Raw genomic sequence first — 16867 nt, forward strand, 5'->3', positions numbered from 1 at the left:
GCCCGGCTGCGAGGCGTGCTCGCCGCAGGAGATTTAACGTCGCTCAGAGATACGACGCTCAGAAGACGTGACAGGCGATCCGGTACGACGGCACCGACGCCCGCAGCCGCAGTCCGGGCCGAGCAGTGCCGGCGGGATCCACCCAGGGCTCGACGGTCAGCGGTCGCTGAGCGGTACCGGCCTCGGTACCGCCGCCCGTGGACAGCCTCACCATCCACGGAAGCTCGCCTGGCACTGCATGGATCCCACCGGCGCCCCGGGGGCCCTGGCTGCCTTGGGCGACGGAGTCGCTGCCAAGACGTGCCCGGGCGCGCGCCGAGTGCACCGGCACGATGACCAGGGCGGCGGTCATCGCACCACGACCGAAGGCCCGGCGATGATGCCTGGGCAGAACCTCACGCAGTTGCTGCGACATGGGGTCTCCTCCTCATCGGCCTCACGATGGAGTTGCACAGTTTGTACACCCTCCGGCACAGCCGGTGATGGCACGGGAGTGCGAGGGCACCGATACGCCGGGATCGAGACCCAACCGAAACGGCGTTCGCTGACGGGAAAGCGAACTGGGGCCAGAATTGGAACAGCAGCCCGGCGGCGCTCAGGTGGTCCGTCGCCGGGCTGCTGGACCTCAATTCTCGCTCACAACTGCGCGGAAATGGTGGCCAGATGGTGACACGGCACAAGAATGCTGACAGTTCAACAATTATTGCTCGGTGCAGTTGCCGCGATACGGACAGTGCCTGGACGTTTTCACGGTTCGTTCTAGGCTGGAGCGGCGGTAGCGCACAGTGAGCGCGCATGGGAGGGAGGGGAGAGTTGTGAGCTCGACCGACACGGAGCGTGGCGAACACCTGAAGGTGCTCGGCCTCAGCGACGACGAGATCCGGGTGTACCAGCACCTGTTGCGAACCGGTCCGGCCTCGATCGAGGAGCTGGACTCAGCGGTCACCGACCGGGCCGCGGGCATCGACGCGACCCTCGGTGGCCTGGTCCAGGCGGGGCTGGCCCGGCGCTCGGGATCGGACCACGCCAGATTCCTCCCAGTACCCCCGGACGCCGGCCTGGAGGCGCTCACCCTGCGCCGCGAGTCGGAGCTCAAGCAGGCCCGGATCGAGGTGCTGAACGCGTACGACGAGTTCCGCCGGACGGTGCACAACGAGTCGACCACGCACCTGATCGAAGTGGTCACCGGCAGCGCGATCGTCGAGCGGATCCACCAGATCAAGGGCAGCGCGCAACGCGAGATCCTGGCCATCGACACCCCGCCGTACTACCTGGGCGCGGGCCCGAACCAGGAGGAGATCGAGCAGCTCCGGCGCGGCGTCTCGTACCGGATCGTCTACTCGCCGGAGTCCGTCGAGGTGCCCGGCTACCTGACCGAGAACATCCTGCCCTGCGTGGAGGCCGGCGAGCAGGCCCGGGTGCTGCCCGACGTACCGGCGAAGCTGACCATCATCGACGGCTCGATCGCGTTCGTGTCGATGTCGGTGCGCGACACCGATGTGAACCGGTCGCTGCTGATCATCCGGCCGAGCAGTCTGCTCACCGCGCTGATCGGGATGTTCGAGCTGTGCTGGCGCAACGCGCTGCCGCTACACGCGTCGGTCGGCGCCGAGGACGACCGGCTGGAGCCGATCGAGCGCCGGCTGCTGGCCCTGCTGGCGACAGGGGCAGCGGACGACACGATCGCCCGGACGCTGGGGATCAGCCGCCGGACCTTCTTCCGGTACCTCGAACGCCTGATGAACCGCACCGGCGCCACCACCCGGTTCCAGCTGGCGTTGCACGCCGCCCGCGAGAACTGGCTCTGACAGCACGCACAAGGGCCCTGGACGCGTTGTCCAGGGCCCTTGGTGTGTTCGGGGTCAGTGCGCCGCGGTGAGTTCCTTGGCGACGACCTCGGCGATCTGAGCGGTGTTCAGCGCCGCGCCTTTGCGCAGGTTGTCGCCGCAGACGAAGAGCTCGAGCGCCTGCGGGTCGTCCAGCGAACGGCGGATCCGGCCGACCCAGGTCGGGTCGGTGCCGACCACGTCGGCCGGGGTCGGGAACTCCGCCTCGGCCGGGTTGTCGAAGACCAGCACACCCGGCGCGTCCCGCAGTACGTCCCGGGCCTCGTCGACGTCGACCTCCTGGGCGAAGCGGGCGTGCACCGACAACGAGTGGGTGGTGACGACCGGCACCCGGACACAGGTCGCGGAGACCTTCAGGTCGGGCAGGTTGAGGATCTTGCGGGACTCGTTGCGGACCTTGAGCTCCTCCGACGACCAGCCGTCGTCCTTGAGCGAGCCGGCCCACGGCACGACGTTCATCGCCAGCGGCGCCGGGAACGGACCGAGCGCGTTGCCGATCACCCGGCGGACGTCGCCCGGCGTCGTGCCGAGCTCGCGGTTGCCGGCCACCTTCATCAGCTGGTCGTAGAGGGCGTCGATGCCTTCCTGACCCGCTCCGGAGGCTGCCTGGTACGACGAGACGACAAGCTGCTCGAGCTCGTAGCGGTGGTGCAACGCACCCATCGCGACGATCATCGACAGCGTGGTGCAGTTGGGGTTGGAGATGATCCCCTTCGGCCGGTTACGGACCGCCTCGGGGTTCACCTCGGGCACCACCAGCGGCACCTGCGGATCCATCCGGAACGCGCCGGAGTTGTCCACCACGACCGCGCCCTTCGAGGCCGCGATCGGCGCCCAGTGCGCGGACACCTCATCCGGTACGTCGAACATCGCCACGTCGATGCCGTCGAAGGCCTCGGCGCTGATCGCGACGACCTCGACCTCCTCGCCGCGGACCTTCAGCCGTTTGCCTGCCGAGCGCTCGGATGCGATCAGCCGGATCTCGCCCCACACGTTCTCCCGTGTGGACAGCAGGGTCAGCATCACCGTGCCGACGGCGCCGGTGGCGCCGACGACCGCGAGTGTTGGCAGGCCCGTCCGGTCTTCGGTCTGATCGAAAGAAGCGCTCACAGGGGTCACCGTCCAGTTCCTCCGTACACGACAGCTTGGGTGTGCTCGTCGTCCAGGTCGAATGCAGTGTGCGCCGCCGTCACGGCCGCGTCCACTGCGTTCTCGTCGACAACCACCGAGATCCGGATTTCGGATGTCGAGATCATCTCGATGTTGACGCCGGCGTCGGCCAGCGCGGAGAAGAATTTCGCCGAGACGCCCGGGTGCGACCGCATCCCGACGCCGATCACCGAGACCTTGCCGATCTGGTCGTCGTACAGCAGCTGCTCGTAGCCGACCTCGTCCTTCATCCGGGCCAGCGCGGACATCGCCCGGGAGCCGTCGCTGCGCGGCAGCGTGAAGGAGATATCGGTCCGGTTGGTGGCGACCGCGGAGACGTTCTGCACGATCATGTCGATGTTGGTCTCGGCGCCGGCCACCGTCTCGAAGATCCGGGCCGCCTCGCCGGGCTTGTCCGGCACGCCGACCACGGTGATCTTGGCCTCGCTCCGATCGTGGGCCACGCCGGAGATGATCGCCTGTTCCATGTTCTGAATTTCCTTCGCATCGACGACCCAGGTGCCTTCCTTCTGCGAGAAGGAGGAACGCACGTGGACGGGGACGTTGTAGCGCCGCGCGTACTCGACGCAACGCAGGTGCAGGACCTTGGCGCCGCAGGCGGCCATCTCGAGCATCTCCTCGTAGGAGATCTTCGGGATCTGCTGCGCGGCCGGCACGATCCGCGGGTCCGCGGTGAAGATGCCGTCCACGTCGGTGTAGATCTCGCAGTAGTCCGCGTTCAGCGCGGCCGCCAGCGCGACCGCGGTGGTGTCGGACGCGCCGCGGCCCATCGTGGTGACGTCCTTGGTGTCCTGCGCGACGCCCTGGAAGCCGGCCACGATCGCGACGTGACCCTCGGCCAGGGCCTCCTCGAGGCGGCCCGGGGTGATGTCGATGATCCGGGCGTTGCCGTGCCGGGAGGTGGTGATCACCCCGGCCTGCGAGCCGGTGAACGACCGGGCCTCGTAGCCCAGGTTCGCGATCGCCATCGCCAGCAGGGCCGCGGAGATCCGCTCACCCGAGGTGAGCAGCATGTCCAGCTCACGCGGCGGCGGCAGCGGCGAGACCTGTTTGGCCAGATCCATCAGCTCGTCGGTGGTGTCGCCCATCGCGGAGATCACCACCACGACGTCGTTCCCGGCCTTTTTCGTCGCGACGATCCGTTGGGCTACCCGCTTGATGCAATCGGCGTCGGCGACCGAAGAGCCGCCGTACTTGTGCACGACGCGTCCCACAGAGTCTCCTCATAGCTTGAATCCCCAGCAGCGAGCACTGGTTGCGGTACGCCGTGCGGCGCTGCACCGGGCGTAGTCGTTCGGGCTCATTCTAGCCGTGATCTTCTCGTTAGCTACGGCCCGACCACCGACTGGTCCAGCCGTTCGGCGGCGCGGCCGGAGGCCCGCAGGATCACCAGCCGAGCCGATCCCCCGCCGCAGACCTTGCCGCCGAACCGACCGCTTGCTTATATAAGTCACGCCTGAAATACTCGATGCCATGCACGCCTTCGACATCCTCGGCGATCCGGTCCGGCGACGGATCCTGGAGCTGCTCGCCGACGACGGCGAGCAGCCGGCCGGCCAGATCGCGGCCACCATCGGCGCCGAGTTCGGGATCAGCCAGCCGGCCGTCTCCCAGCACCTGCGGGTACTGCGCGATAACGGCTTCGCCACCGTCACCGTCGACGGCACCCGCCGGCTCTACGCGGTCGACCCCGGTCCGCTGCGTGAGATCGACGCCTGGCTCGACCGCTACCGCAAGTTCTGGAACAACCGCCTCGACGCCCTGGACACCGAGCTGCGCCGTGGCCGCCGGCGGCCGGGCTGAGCAGCGCAGTACCGGATCAGTCGCTATCAGTTATCTCGAATGTGCAACCTTCGAGGTGCTTTCGGACATTACCTACTGACAGGGCTTTTCTCGGTCGTGGGTGGGGAGCAGCAGGATGAGGAAGATCATCGCCGTGCTGGACGGTGCGGCCGAGGGGCCGGACAACTGGCAGGTCACCGACGCGGCCGTCGACGCGGCGCTGGCGATCTCGGACACCGCGCTGGTCGATCGCCCGACCTTCGAGGCGATCGCCGCCGGAGCGCCCCGGCTGAAGTGCATCCGCAAGCTGGTGGTCTCCAGCACGCTGACCAGCGCCGACGCGATGGAGAACTCCGAGGTGATCCAGGGCGATCAGCCGCTGCGCATCCTCGCCGCGCTGAAGAAGGTCCCGGGCAAGGACCTCGTCGTGCTCGGCAGCGCGGCTCTGTTGCAGTCGCTCTTCCAGGCGGGGTTGCTGGACGAGCTGCAGCTGTTGACGCCGGCCGGCTAGCCGATCTCCTGACCGACCGGCTCCAGTTCAGTGGAGTCCATGTGGTCGGCTGGGCGGTGCGGCGGGATGTGCAGCAGCGCCAAGGCCGCGGCCAGCGTGAGCACCGCGGCCATTACCCAGACGTAGCGGACACCGAAGGCCTCGACGACCAGGCCCGCGAGCGCTGAACCGATCGCACCACCGGTCATCCCGGCACTACCCATCCAGCCGAACACCTCGGTCTTGACCGAGTCCGGGGTCATCGCGCCGAGCCGCTCGTACAGCGCGCCGACCATCGGGGCCAGCGCGAGACCGGCCAGCAGCGACGCCACGCCCAGCGACACCGGCGACCAGGTCGCGCACGCACAGAGCACCATGCCGGCCGAGACGAGCAGCGCCCGGCGCCAGACGTACGACTTGCGCCGACCAGGCAGCGCACCGACCAGTACTCCGCCCAGCAGGCTGCCGATCGCCCAGAGCGTCTCCAGCACGCCGGCGATCAGACGGTTGCCATGGGCATCGGCGAAGGCAACGATCCCGAGTGAGACCGAGGCGAAGGCCGTTACACAGAAGGCGAAAGCGAGGATCATCGGCAGTCGGTACCGGTGCCACAGCAACTGTGCCGCAGTCAGCCGTGCACCCTTCGACTCGTCGTGCGCGACGGCCGGCAACTGCCGCAGACCGAACCACCAGATCGAGAGCGAGGCCGCCACCGCAGCCCCCAGTACGCCGGCCCGTGGGCTGATGAAGCTGACCATCAGTGCGCCCAGCATCGGCCCGATCGCGAACAGCACCTCCTGCGCCGTGGCATCGAGCGCGTAGACCGCACGCAACCGTGAGCCCCGGACGATGCGTGGCCAAGCGGCGCGCAGAGTCGCCGTGACCGGTGCAACGAACGCCCCGGCCACTGCGGACAGCACCGGCATCAGCCGATACATGTCCGACGGCAGCAGCGCGAGCACGGCCATCGCCACACCCCACGCCATGCCGGTGCCGATCACGACACCCCGGCCGCCGCGACGGTCGGCCATTCGCGCCCAGATCGGCCCACCGAGGGCCATCCCGACGGAGTATGCGCCAGCCACCACACCGGCGAAACCGAAGTTGCCCGAAGCATCCTTCGCCAGGAACGAGACCGGCACCAGCGCGGCGATCACCGGAATCCGGGCCAGGACCGCGGAGGTCAGCAGGACGAAGACGCCCTGCGTTCGCCAGAGCGCACGATATGCCGACAGGTCCATAACCATCATTCTGTCCTGTCGGACCGGCTGAGCGCCTCGGGAATTCTCCCTATTCGCTAGAGTCGAGAGTATGCGAACATATGTTCGTGCCCGACGGCGAAGCGACCATCCTGCATGCCGACCTGGACGCTTTCTACGCGTCGGTCGAGCAGCGGGACGACCCACGCCTGCGCGGCCGCCCGGTGATCGTCGGCGCCGGAGTCGTACTGGCCTGTAGCTACGAGGCCAAGGCGCTCGGGGTCCGGACCGCGATGAACGGTGGAGAGGCCTTTCGCCGCTGCCCGCAGGCGATCGTGGTCCAGCCCCGGATGTCGGCGTACTCCGAGGCGAGCAAAGCCGTCTTCGCCGTCTTCAACGACACCACGCCGCTGGTGGAGGGGCTGTCGATCGACGAGGCGTTCCTCGACGTCGGCGGCCTGCGCAAGATCGCCGGCACACCGATCGAGATCGCGCGGCGACTGCGCGCCGAAGTACTGGCCAAGGTCGGGCTGCCGATCACCGTCGGGGTGGCCCGGACGAAGTTCCTGGCGAAGGTCGCCAGCGGGGTCGCCAAACCGGACGGGTTGTTGCTGGTGCCACCCGAGCAGGAGTTGGAGTTCCTTCATCCACTGGCGGTGGAGCGACTCTGGGGCGTCGGCGAGGTGACGGCCGAGAAGCTGCGCAGCCGCGGGCTGACCACGGTCGGCGATGTCGCGATCCTGCCCGAGGCGGCGCTGGTCGCGATGCTCGGCCGGGCCTCGGGGCGGCACCTGCACGCCCTGGCGCACAACCGGGACCCGCGGCCGATCGAGGTCGGCGTACGGCGTCACTCGATCGGGTCGCAACGCGCGCTCGGCCGCTCGCCGAAGTCCGCGGAGACGCTGGACGCGATCCTGGCCGGGCTGGTCGACCGGGTCACCCGGCGGATGCGCTCGGCCGGTCGGTCCGGGCGGACCGTCACCCTGCGGCTGCGGTTCGACGACTTCAGCCGGGCGACCCGGTCGCATACGTTGCCTCAGGCAACAGGTCAGACGCGGGCGATCCTGGTCACCGCCCGCTCCCTGATGGCGACCGCGCGACCGCTGATCGAGAAGCAGGGCATCACGCTGGTCGGCATCTCGGTCGGGAATCTGGAGAACGAGGCGTCCGTCCAGCTGGCGTTGCCGTTCGACAAAGCGGCGAACAACGAGCTCGACTCGGCGCTGGACGGCGTCCGGGACAAGTTCGGCAGCAACGCCATCACGCGTGGCGTGCTGCTCGGCCGCGACCAGGGCCTCACGGTGCCGATGCTCCCGGACTGAGCCGTACTCCGCGGTCTACGAGCGTGGGTAGCCGATCTCGGTGATGTCGTCCTTCAGATCCCTGAGCATCACCTCCGGGTTGAGCGCGGTGACGATCTCCTCGGTCAGCGGCATCAGCGCGTAGACATGCTGAACAGCGGAGAGCTCCAACGGGACCTCGTGATAATTCTCGGCAAACGTCAGATACGCCTCTGGACGCCCGTCGGCGAGCAGGTTGAACAACCAGTCCGCGCCATCCTTCTCCACCCCTTCGACCGGCCCACACTGCCACCGAGAGTCCTCCGGAGTACGCCAGAAGCACACGGTCACCGACCGACGCCCCTCGTCATCGGTGAACGCGGGCTCGTCCAGCGCCGGCGCGAGCTCATCGGGCACCCCAATGAAGAGCCCGGGCCAGGTCGCGCGGCTCGGGTGCCCCCAAGGCGAGATCGGCGACTCGTGATCGAACCCCTGACCGATGACGCCGTCCGGCGAGAACACGATCGAGTAGTCGTCACCCGTACCGCTCCGCATCAACGCCACCTCGTCGGTAGGCGACCAGCGCGCGTCGAACGAGTAGACCCGGTACTCCGGCGCCGGACTGAGCACGGCGTCGAGCATCGCGAGAGCGCGACTGGTCCGGCGGAGCTTGTCCACCTCAGGCAGCCGGCCGAGCAGTTCGTAAACGGACACCCCGACATTCAACCTGCTCGCACCCACGGCCGCGAGCCCGGTCGCCGAGACCTGTGGAAAACCCGGCTCTGCGGTCAACCACCCTCAGGAAGTGAGCACAAGCTGCACTTCGCGACCGCGGCGCCGCTGGACAAGGTGTGGGCGATCGCCAACAAACCACCGGCCCATCGCTGAGCCGGTGGTGGGGCGCTGGCGAGAGTCAGCGGCGCTGGACGGCTTCCTCGGCGACCTCGACCAGCTCGCGGTCGTTCGCCTCGGTCTCCGGGTCGTGGGCCGGCTCGAGCCGGTCGTGCGCGATCAGCGACTGGATGGCCCGCAGTACTGCGCTCGCCGCCGCGCCCCAGGTGGAGACGTAGGAGAACTGCCACCACCACAGCGCCTCGACGATCCGGCCCTCTTCGTAGTGCGCGAGTCCGTGCACCAGGTCGGTGGCGATCGCCGTCAGGTCGTCGGAGAGCCGGTTGACGGTGATCTCCGGCGGAGCGGCGTACGGGTCGAAGACCTCGGCGTACTCGTCCAGGCCCTCGAACAGGATCGCCAGCCGGTCGCGCATCGCGTCTAGGTCCGGATCCGGGCCCGCGTCGCTCTCGAACCGCTCCTCGGGGACGAAGTCCTCGAAGGCGCCCAGCCGGCCGCCGGCCAGCAGCAGCTGGCTGACCTCGAGCAGCAGGTACGGCAACGAGGCGAGTCCCTCGTCGACGCCGTCCTCATCGGGCTGTGCGGCGATGTCGCGCACGGAGATGAGGAAGCTCTGCACCTGGTCGGAGATCTGTTCGGCGAACTCCAGCAGGTCCTCGGAGTCCGTCGCCAACGCGCGCTCAGCAATATCGGTTGATTCAGTCATCGATCGATCGTCGCCCTTCAAACGCCCGTCCGAGTGTGACCTCGTCGGCGTACTCGAGGTCACCGCCTACTGGAAGTCCACTAGCCAAACGGGTGACGCGCAACCCCATGGGCCGGAGCAACCGGCTCAGGTAGGTGGCTGTCGCTTCACCCTCCAGGTTGGGATCGGTGGCCAGAATGATCTCGGTCACCTCTCCGCTGGCCAGCCGCTGCATCAGTTCCCTGATCCGCAGCTCGTCCGGCCCGATCCCCTCGATCGGCGAGATGGCGCCGCCGAGGACGTGATAGCGGCCCCGGAACTCACGGGTCCGTTCGATCGCCACGACGTCCTTCGCCTCTTCGACCACGCAGATCAGCGCGAGGTCGCGACGCGGGTCGCGGCAGATCCGGCACTGCTCCTGCTCGGAGACGTTGCCGCAGATCTCGCAGAACTTGACCTTCTCCTTCACCTGTACGAGCACGTGCGCCAGCCGGCGGACATCGGTCTCGTCGGTCGACAACAGGTGGAAGGCGATCCGTTGCGCGGACTTCGGGCCGACCCCGGGGAGCCTGCCGAGCTCGTCGATGAGGTCCTGGACGGCGCCTTCGTACACGTCAGCCCTGGATCTGACCGGGTGAACCGGTCGCGTCCGGCTTGCCGAAGCCGATGCTGGGCCGGCTCACGTCGTCGTCCTCTTCGGCGTCCTGGCTCGCGCCGCCGCCGAACATGTCGCCGAGATCGGGCATGCCGCCGCCGAGGCCACCGGCCAGCGGGCCCATCGCGCTGGCCGCCACCTGCTTGGCGTTCTCCGAGGCGTCCCGGACAGCGGCGACGACCAGGTCGGCCAGCGTCTCGGTGTCGTCGGGATCGACAGCCTGCGGCTTGATGGTCAGGCTGAGCAGCTCACCGGTGCCGGAGACCAGCGCGGTCACCAGCCCACCGCCGGCGCTGCCCTCGATCTCCTGGCTCTCCAGGTTGGCCTGGGCCTCCATCAACTGGCTCTGCATCGCCTGCGCCTGGGCCAACAGATTGGACATGTCGAAGCCACCAGCGCCCTGCGAACCGCCACCGTCGAACACCGCGATCTCCCGTCCGAACTGCTTCCCAGTTCCACTTGCTCCCCGAGCCTAGCCGGTCGGCCGGACAACTCCGTCCGCCGGGAGCGCCGAACCGGAAACCGATGAGTCTCCCAAGCCTTCTCCACAAGTTGTGGACACCTTTATCCACAGGCTGTGGATGGTCGATCACCCGCCGCCTGGCACCGGTTTCGGCCTTGTGGATGAACACCGGTGGAACTGTGAATTCAGAAAACGCCCGGAAGGAGTGGCGCCGCGCCGGTTCTGCAGGCACTTTGGAGCTGAGCCGGGGGGCGCACACCGCGCAGGGCTCAGCTAGGGGAGAGATGTTCGAGAGATTCACCGAGGGCGCGCGGCGGGTCGTAGTACTGGCTCAAGATGCTGCTCGGACGCTGCATCATTCGTACGTCGGTACCGAGCACGCGCTGATCGCCCTGGTCCAGGTCGAGGGCCTGGCGGTCGACGCCCTGAGGGCGCTGGAGACGAGTCCGGAGGCTGTCCGAGCCGAGGTACTCGCCACCATCAACGCGGCCGGCGGGCAAGCACCGGACGAGATCGTCGGCCACATCCCGTTCACGCCGGCCGTCAAGAAGGCCCTCGAGCTCGCGCTGCGGGAGTCTCTGCAACTCGGCCACGACTACATCGGCGTGGAGCACATCCTGCTCGGCCTGATCCGCGAGGAGCACGGCGTCGCGGCCCAGGTGTTGACGAAGCTGGGCCTGGACTACGCCCGGGTCCAAGGCCAGATCCAACAGGAGCTCGCCCGGCAACCCGCATCGCCGAACCCTGGGCAGGTGCCGAAGCTCGCGGAGTTCGGCAACGACCTGACCGCCGCCGGGGTCGCGTCCAGGCTGGGACCAGCCATCGGCCGGGAGGCGGAGGTCGCGGAGCTGGTGAAGGTGCTGTCGCGCCGCAAGCAGAACTGCTCGATCCTCGTCGCCGAACCAGGAATCGACAAGGCGACGGTGGTGGACGGTCTCGCCCAGGCGATCACCAAAGCGGAGATTCCGGAAACGCTGCGGGACAAGGTGTTGTACGCCGTCGACGCGCAGTACGTGCTGCCGGGGCTGAGTACCAACGCCGAGGCCGCGGAACGTTTCGCGGCCGCGCTCACCGAGGCGGCCCAGCGGGAGGACATCGTCCTGTTCGTGAACTCGCTGCACCTCTTCTTCCGGCCGGACAGCTCCAAGGCGGGAATCGACACGGCGGCGCTGATCCGGCCGGCCCTCACCGACCCGCGGATCCTCGTGATCGGCGCGATGACACCGGACGAGTACGACCGGTACCTGCGCAACGACAGCTCGCTCGACCGGTTCTCCGACCCGATCACGTTGGCGGAGCCGTCCGTCCCGGCCGCGATCGAGATCCTGAAGGGGCTCCGCGACCGCTACGAGGCTCATCACCGGGTCTACATCACCGACGAGGCGATCGTCGCCGCGGCAGAGCTGGCACACCGGTACCGGCGCGACCGGTTTCTCCCGGACAGCGCCGTACATCTCCTGGACGAAGGAGGCGCCCGTCTCGCCGTTCAGCGGGTGGCCCGACCGGATCACCTGCTCGCCCTGGACGCCCAGCTCGTCGCGGCCCGGGATGCGAAGGAGGCGGCCATCAACGAGCAGGACTTCGAACTGGCCGCGAGCCGTCGCGACGACGAAAAGGCTTTGCTTGCCGAGATCCAGCACGCGACGCTGACCTGGCAGTCCGATGAGCTGCAGCCGACTGCCCAGATTGATGTCGACCTGCTGGTCACCATCGTGGCCGAGGCAGAAGGTACCTCGAGCGCGAGGATTCTGGCCTCACTCGCCAAGTCGCCGCCTGCTCTGCAGTCCCCGCCTCATCCTGCTCAGGTTCTTCTGCCGACCTACGTGCTGCTGGACGATCAGCCGGTCGGCAAGGCCGGCACCGATCTGCTCGGCAGCGGCGCCGTCGCGGCCGGGATCGCCTCGATCATCGACCTGTCCCGGGCAGCCTCGCCTTTCGTACTGGCCATCGACGGCGGCTGGGGTGTCGGCAAGAGCACGCTCCTGCGGCAGATCGACGACTTGCTGCCGGGCAAGCCCAACACGCTGCGGGTGCACTTCAACGCCTGGACGGCTCAGGACGACAACGCGCTCGAAGGGCTGATCAAGTCGGTCCTGATCGAGCTGGACAGCAACCTGCTCAGACGCTGGGTCCGCAAACTGTCCAAGCGCCGGCATCTACTGGGGATCGCCGGTACCGCCTTCGGCATCATCGCCCGGTTCTTCGGCGTCAGCCGGCTGGTCGACGAGCTGATGAAGCGGCTGACGGTCGACGCGCAAGGACGCAACGAGTTGCGCGACGTCATCCACGGCATGCTCTCGGACTGGTCCACGAAGGACGGCAAACGACGTACCGACCGGAACCTGGTGGTCTTCATCGACGACCTGGACCGCTGCTCCGACGACGTCGTCGTCAAGGTGTGCGAAGCGGTCAAGCTGTACCTGGACGCACCTGGCCTGATCTTCATCATCGGCTGCGACATGTCGGTACTGGCCCGGGGAGTGTCGTCGAGCGCACGCGGCGGCGCCGGCGAGGGCCGCACCTACCTGGAGAAGATCGTGCAGGTCTCCTACCGGGTACCGGCGCCGGACCGGCAGCTGATCCGGGACCTGATCCGCGGCTACGCGCTGGCCTCGGGAACCTCGACGCTGATCGACGAAACGGTGATCGAGATCCTCGCCGAGAGGAGTGGCCGCAACCCTCGTCGGATCAAGCGAATCATCAACAGCTTCGTACTGGAGCACCATCTGAACCCCGGCTGGACCCGTCCACCGCTGGGCAGCGCCCACCTGATCACCGCGATCCTGCTGCACCACCTCTACCCGTCGTTCTACGAGTGGCTGGCCGCGGAGGACTCAGGTGCCGATCCGATCGGCGAGTTCCTCGACTACGCGGACGTCCGAACCCGCGCGTCCGACCCACCCCCGTCCAACGACGCCTGGTGGTCCATCGTCGGGCGAACCTTCCGGGCCCACGGGATGCCTGCGCCGGAACGGATCGGCGGCGACCAGTTGCTGGCCGAGCTAGCGGAGCTGGAGAAGCGGCTTCCGTCGGACTTCCCTGGTTTTGCCGCCAGCCGGGCTTTTGTCGCGTTGCTGAAAGGCGTGGGTGACCGCAGCACCCGGCTGGCGTTGAGAGACCAACTGGTCAGCAAGCCACTCGGTACTGAGAACCTGGCGGTGGAGCTGCCGGGTGATGCTTCACCTCAGTAGTTCTTCACAGCAATCAGTTCGGCTCTTCACTGATGATCTGAGCACCGAGCGTCTCAGCAAGCAGGTCGGTGTGACTCCGCGAATCCTCGGCGAGGATCACATCGTCATCACCAATCGCCTCAGCCTCTTCCTCAGGCGTCAGCGGAGCCTCCTGAACCTGCACCTGAGAAGCCCGCAAACTCTGCTCAGCAGCAACAGCCGCCTCGGCCGCACGCCGCTTGCTCGCAGCCTGCTCCCGACGATCCTCAACCGGCGGCGCCGGGCTGGCCGACGGCGCAGGCGGCCCACCAGCTTGCTGATCCGACTGCATCCCGCTCTGATCGTTGACCACCGGAGCGACCTGTACTCCGCCCGCGGCTACGCCAGCCTGAACGCCTTGCCCACCTGCTGCGCCTTGCCCACTTGCCGCGCCTTGCCCACCTGCTGCGCCTGCCCCGCCTGCCCCGCCTGCGCCGCCTGCCGCGGAGCCTGCGCCGCCAGCCGGTACGCCGGGCTGGCCACCTTGCGCGCCCGGACCGCCTGTGGCCCCTGCTCCACCTGACGGCACCCCGGACTGGCCACCTTGCGCGCCCGAACCGCCAGCACCGTCAAAACCGCCTGCACCACCTGTGCCGCCAGCCAATCCGCCGGACTGCCCACCATGGGCGCCCGAACCACCGGCAGCGCCTGCAGCATCACCCGCCGACCCACCTGCCTGACCGCCTTGCTGACCAACGTCGCCGGGCCGCGAGACCTGCTGCTCCCCCGGCGCGAGTACCGCAGTAGCCACACCGCTACCGCCAGCCCCAGCCGAGGCGTTCGCAGTACCGGCCCCAGAACCGTTCGCAGTACCAGCGGAGGCGTTCGACCCACCGCCTGAGTAGTCACCGGGCGAGCCCGCAGAGTGCCCAGAGCTACTCGCACCGCCATACTCAGCCGGACCACCACTCGAAGCCGACGGCGAATCCCACGAAGACGACGGCGGCGGCCCCTGCGGCGCAGGCGGCGCCGACACCGAAGCCGCCGGCGCAACCGCACCGGGATCGCTGGACGGATCGACAACAGCCTCGATCCGACGATTGAGCCCGATCGTGGCGATCATCGCCTCGCGCAAAATCTCGTCGCTCCCAGACCGCGCAAAGCTCTCCCGAGCACCAGCGTTCACCAGCCCGAGCGTGAGCGTCTGCTCATCAATCGCGATGACCTGCGCGTTCTGGCTGAGCATGATCCAGGCGAACCGCCGCTTCGCCTTCACCGCCTCAAGAATCTCCGGCCACAACCTCCGAACATCAATCAGCCCAACCGACCCGGACGAAGTCCCGGCAACCGCCGGCCCCCCAGCCCCACGAGGAGGCGGAGGCGGCGTCGCCTGAGCAGGCGCGGCCTGAGCAGGAGGTTGGGTCGGCGCAGCTTGAGCAGGTGCGGCCTGACTCGAGCCACTTGCGACAGGCGGAGTTACAGACGCTGCAGCCTGCGAGCCCTGACCAGCAGATGACGTGGGCTCTGCACCCCACGCACCGGACCTGGCCCCAGAGTTATCAACCGCCGGCACGGACTGAGCGGCCCCGGACGGCGGCGCGGACTGTGCAGCACCGGACTGCGGCCCGCCCTGCGCCGATGCCGGATCCTGCGCCGAGGCAGCTGCGGACGACTGCCCTGCAGACTGCGCCGAGGCTGCCCCCGCAGTCTGCGCCGACGAAGCTCCCTGGGCGTGCCCCGGGCCACCTGCCTGGGCAGCGCCCTCGGCATGGGCCGAGCTACCCGCCTGGGTGTCCCCCGCGCCCTGCGCCGATACACCTGCGAGGGGCGTTGCCTGGTTCGCGGCCACGGCACCCGCCTGATGCTGCGAGCCGCCAGCCGCCGGCGGCTGCTGCGGAGCCGCGTACTGCTGCTGCGTCACCTGCGCATCCGGCACCGGCAGCGCAGCCGCGGGAGCGGCCGTAGTACCGCCCGTAGTACCGCCCGTGATCGTGAGGCGACGCTCCATCCGATCAAGCCGCGCCTGAATGCCATTGGTGGAATCATCAGCACCAGGCAGCAACACCTTGGCGCAGATCAGCTCCAACTGCAGCCGAGGAGCAGTAGCACCGCGCATCTCCAGCAGACCGGCCGCGACGATGTCTGCCGCCCGGGTCAGCTCCGCCGGGCCGATACCCGCGGCTTGCGTCTGCAACCGCTCGCCCTGGTCCTCGGCCGCCTCGATCAGCCCGGAGGCGACCGCGTTCGGTACTGCGGAGAGGATCACCAGGTCGCGCAACCGGCGGAGCAGGTCTTCGGCGAAGCGCTTGGGGTCCTGCCCGGTCTCGATGACCTTCTCGATCGTCTCGAAGACCGCCCGGCTGTCGTGCGCCGCGAACCCGTCGACGCAGCCGTCGAGCAGCGAGTCCGGCGTGAAGCCGAGCAACTGTACGGCGAGCCGGTACGTCACGCCCTCCGCGTCGGCGCCGCCGATCAGCTGGTCGAGCACGCTCAGCGAGTCACGCACCGAACCAGCACCCGCACGGACCACCAGCGGCAGCGCGGCCGGCTCGATGGTGACGCCCTCCGCCTCGCACAGGGTCGCCATGTAGTTGGACAGCGCCTTCGGCGGGACCAGCCGGAACGGGTAGTGATGGGTCCGGGACCGGATCGTGCCGATGACCTTTTCGGGCTCGGTCGTCGCGAAGATGAACTTCAGGTGCGGCGGCGGCTCCTCGACCAGCTTCAGCAGGGCGTTGAAGCCCTGCGTGGTGACCATGTGCGCCTCGTCGATGATGTAGATCTTGTAGCGGCTCTCGACGGGTGCGAAGAAGGCCCGCTCGCGCAGGTCCCGCGCGTCGTCGACACCACCGTGCGAGGCGGCGTCGATCTCGATCACGTCGATGCTGCCCGGACCGCCACGCGCCAGGTCGGTACAGGACTTGCAGACCCCGCACGGCTCGGCGATCGGACCCTGCTCGCAGTTGATCGCGCGCGCCAGGATCCGGGCACTGGTGGTCTTGCCGCAGCCGCGTGGACCGGAGAACAGATAGGCGTGGTTCACCCGGTTGTTGCTCAGCGCGTTCCGCAGCGGAACGGTGACATGGTCCTGCCCGATCACCTCGGAGAAGGTCTCCGGGCGATACCGGCGGTACAACGCAAGGGGTGCTTCCACGACGGCAACCCTAGCGCCGAGCCCCGACAGTTCCTCCCCGACCATGCACGGCGGTCCTCGCCGACCGTGCACAGCCGTCCTCTCTGCCCATGCACAGCCGTCCTCTCTGCCCATGCACAGCCGTCCTCTCTGCCCATGCAC

At 68.3% G+C, this 16867-nt stretch carries 14 protein-coding genes; 5 read left to right on the forward strand and 9 right to left on the reverse strand.

Features of this window, described 5'->3' with window-relative positions; genetic code table 11:
• Nucleotides 1-58 precede the first annotated feature (58 nt).
• Nucleotides 59-415 carry a hypothetical protein gene (locus AB0P21_RS29870; protein ID WP_363700586.1) on the reverse strand — a complete coding sequence of 119 codons (357 nt, stop codon included), beginning with the start codon at nucleotides 413-415 and terminating at the stop codon, nucleotides 59-61.
• 400 nt (nucleotides 416-815) lie between these two features.
• Here AB0P21_RS29870 and AB0P21_RS29875 point away from each other — a divergent pair, with 400 nt between their 5' ends.
• The gene (locus tag AB0P21_RS29875) at nucleotides 816-1808 is read left to right on the forward strand and encodes a helix-turn-helix domain-containing protein (RefSeq protein WP_363700588.1); all 993 of its coding nucleotides are present in this window, start codon (nucleotides 816-818) and stop codon (nucleotides 1806-1808) included.
• Between the two features lie 54 nt (nucleotides 1809-1862).
• Here AB0P21_RS29875 and AB0P21_RS29880 read toward each other — a convergent pair whose 3' ends face one another.
• Together AB0P21_RS29880 and AB0P21_RS29885 are read right to left on the reverse strand one after the other, a co-directional pair.
• On the reverse strand, nucleotides 1863-2966 hold the full coding sequence (locus AB0P21_RS29880; RefSeq protein WP_363700590.1) for an aspartate-semialdehyde dehydrogenase: 1104 nt from the start codon (nucleotides 2964-2966) through the stop codon (nucleotides 1863-1865).
• Entirely contained in the window at nucleotides 2963-4231 is a 1269-nt protein-coding gene (locus AB0P21_RS29885; RefSeq protein ID WP_363700592.1) for an aspartate kinase, read from the reverse strand. Before AB0P21_RS29885 ends, AB0P21_RS29880 begins: the two co-directional genes overlap by 4 nt.
• 259 nt (nucleotides 4232-4490) lie before the next feature.
• Here AB0P21_RS29885 and AB0P21_RS29890 point away from each other — a divergent pair, with 259 nt between their 5' ends.
• A complete protein-coding gene (locus AB0P21_RS29890; protein WP_363700594.1) occupies nucleotides 4491-4820 on the forward strand; it encodes a metalloregulator ArsR/SmtB family transcription factor in 330 nt (109 codons plus the stop codon).
• A gap of 115 nt (nucleotides 4821-4935) precedes the next feature.
• Nucleotides 4936-5310 carry a dihydrofolate reductase family protein gene (locus tag AB0P21_RS29895; RefSeq protein ID WP_363700596.1) on the forward strand — a complete coding sequence of 125 codons (375 nt, stop codon included), beginning with the start codon at nucleotides 4936-4938 and terminating at the stop codon, nucleotides 5308-5310.
• Here the strand turns inward: AB0P21_RS29895 and AB0P21_RS29900 are convergent.
• Nucleotides 5307-6530, reverse strand: coding sequence for an MFS transporter (locus tag AB0P21_RS29900; protein ID WP_363700598.1), 1224 nt, complete (start codon nucleotides 6528-6530; stop codon nucleotides 5307-5309). The genes AB0P21_RS29895 and AB0P21_RS29900 overlap by 4 nt on opposite strands.
• Nucleotides 6531-6610: 80 nt before the next feature.
• Here AB0P21_RS29900 and dinB point away from each other — a divergent pair, with 80 nt between their 5' ends.
• The gene (gene dinB / locus AB0P21_RS29905; protein ID WP_363700600.1) at nucleotides 6611-7810 is read left to right on the forward strand and encodes a DNA polymerase IV; all 1200 of its coding nucleotides are present in this window, start codon (nucleotides 6611-6613) and stop codon (nucleotides 7808-7810) included.
• 15 nt (nucleotides 7811-7825) lie between these two features.
• Here dinB and AB0P21_RS29910 read toward each other — a convergent pair whose 3' ends face one another.
• From AB0P21_RS29910 to AB0P21_RS29925, 4 genes are all read right to left on the reverse strand, one after another.
• Nucleotides 7826-8482, reverse strand: coding sequence for a hypothetical protein (locus tag AB0P21_RS29910; RefSeq protein WP_363700602.1), 657 nt, complete (start codon nucleotides 8480-8482; stop codon nucleotides 7826-7828).
• 199 nt (nucleotides 8483-8681) lie between these two features.
• Complete coding sequence (locus AB0P21_RS29915; protein ID WP_363700604.1) at nucleotides 8682-9326, reverse strand: DUF5063 domain-containing protein; 645 nt, start codon at nucleotides 9324-9326, stop codon at nucleotides 8682-8684.
• On the reverse strand, nucleotides 9319-9918 hold the full coding sequence (gene recR, locus AB0P21_RS29920) for a recombination mediator RecR (protein ID WP_363700606.1): 600 nt from the start codon (nucleotides 9916-9918) through the stop codon (nucleotides 9319-9321). The genes AB0P21_RS29915 and recR overlap by 8 nt, the downstream gene beginning before the upstream one ends.
• A gap of 1 nt (nucleotide 9919) precedes the next feature.
• On the reverse strand, nucleotides 9920-10342 hold the full coding sequence (locus AB0P21_RS29925) for a YbaB/EbfC family nucleoid-associated protein (RefSeq protein WP_363700608.1): 423 nt from the start codon (nucleotides 10340-10342) through the stop codon (nucleotides 9920-9922).
• Nucleotides 10343-10707: 365 nt separating this feature from the next.
• On the opposite strand from AB0P21_RS29925, the gene AB0P21_RS29930 reads away from it, so the two are divergent.
• A complete protein-coding gene (locus AB0P21_RS29930; RefSeq protein ID WP_363700610.1) occupies nucleotides 10708-13614 on the forward strand; it encodes a P-loop NTPase fold protein in 2907 nt (968 codons plus the stop codon).
• Between the two features lie 13 nt (nucleotides 13615-13627).
• Here AB0P21_RS29930 and AB0P21_RS29935 read toward each other — a convergent pair whose 3' ends face one another.
• Nucleotides 13628-16771: a DNA polymerase III subunit gamma and tau gene (locus tag AB0P21_RS29935; protein ID WP_363700612.1), complete on the reverse strand. Its 3144-nt coding sequence runs from the start codon at nucleotides 16769-16771 to the stop codon at nucleotides 13628-13630.
• Nucleotides 16772-16867 lie beyond the last annotated feature (96 nt).

The organism is Kribbella sp. NPDC056861, assembly GCF_040687575.1.
In the GTDB taxonomy this organism is placed as follows: Bacteria; Actinomycetota; Actinomycetes; order Propionibacteriales; family Kribbellaceae; genus Kribbella.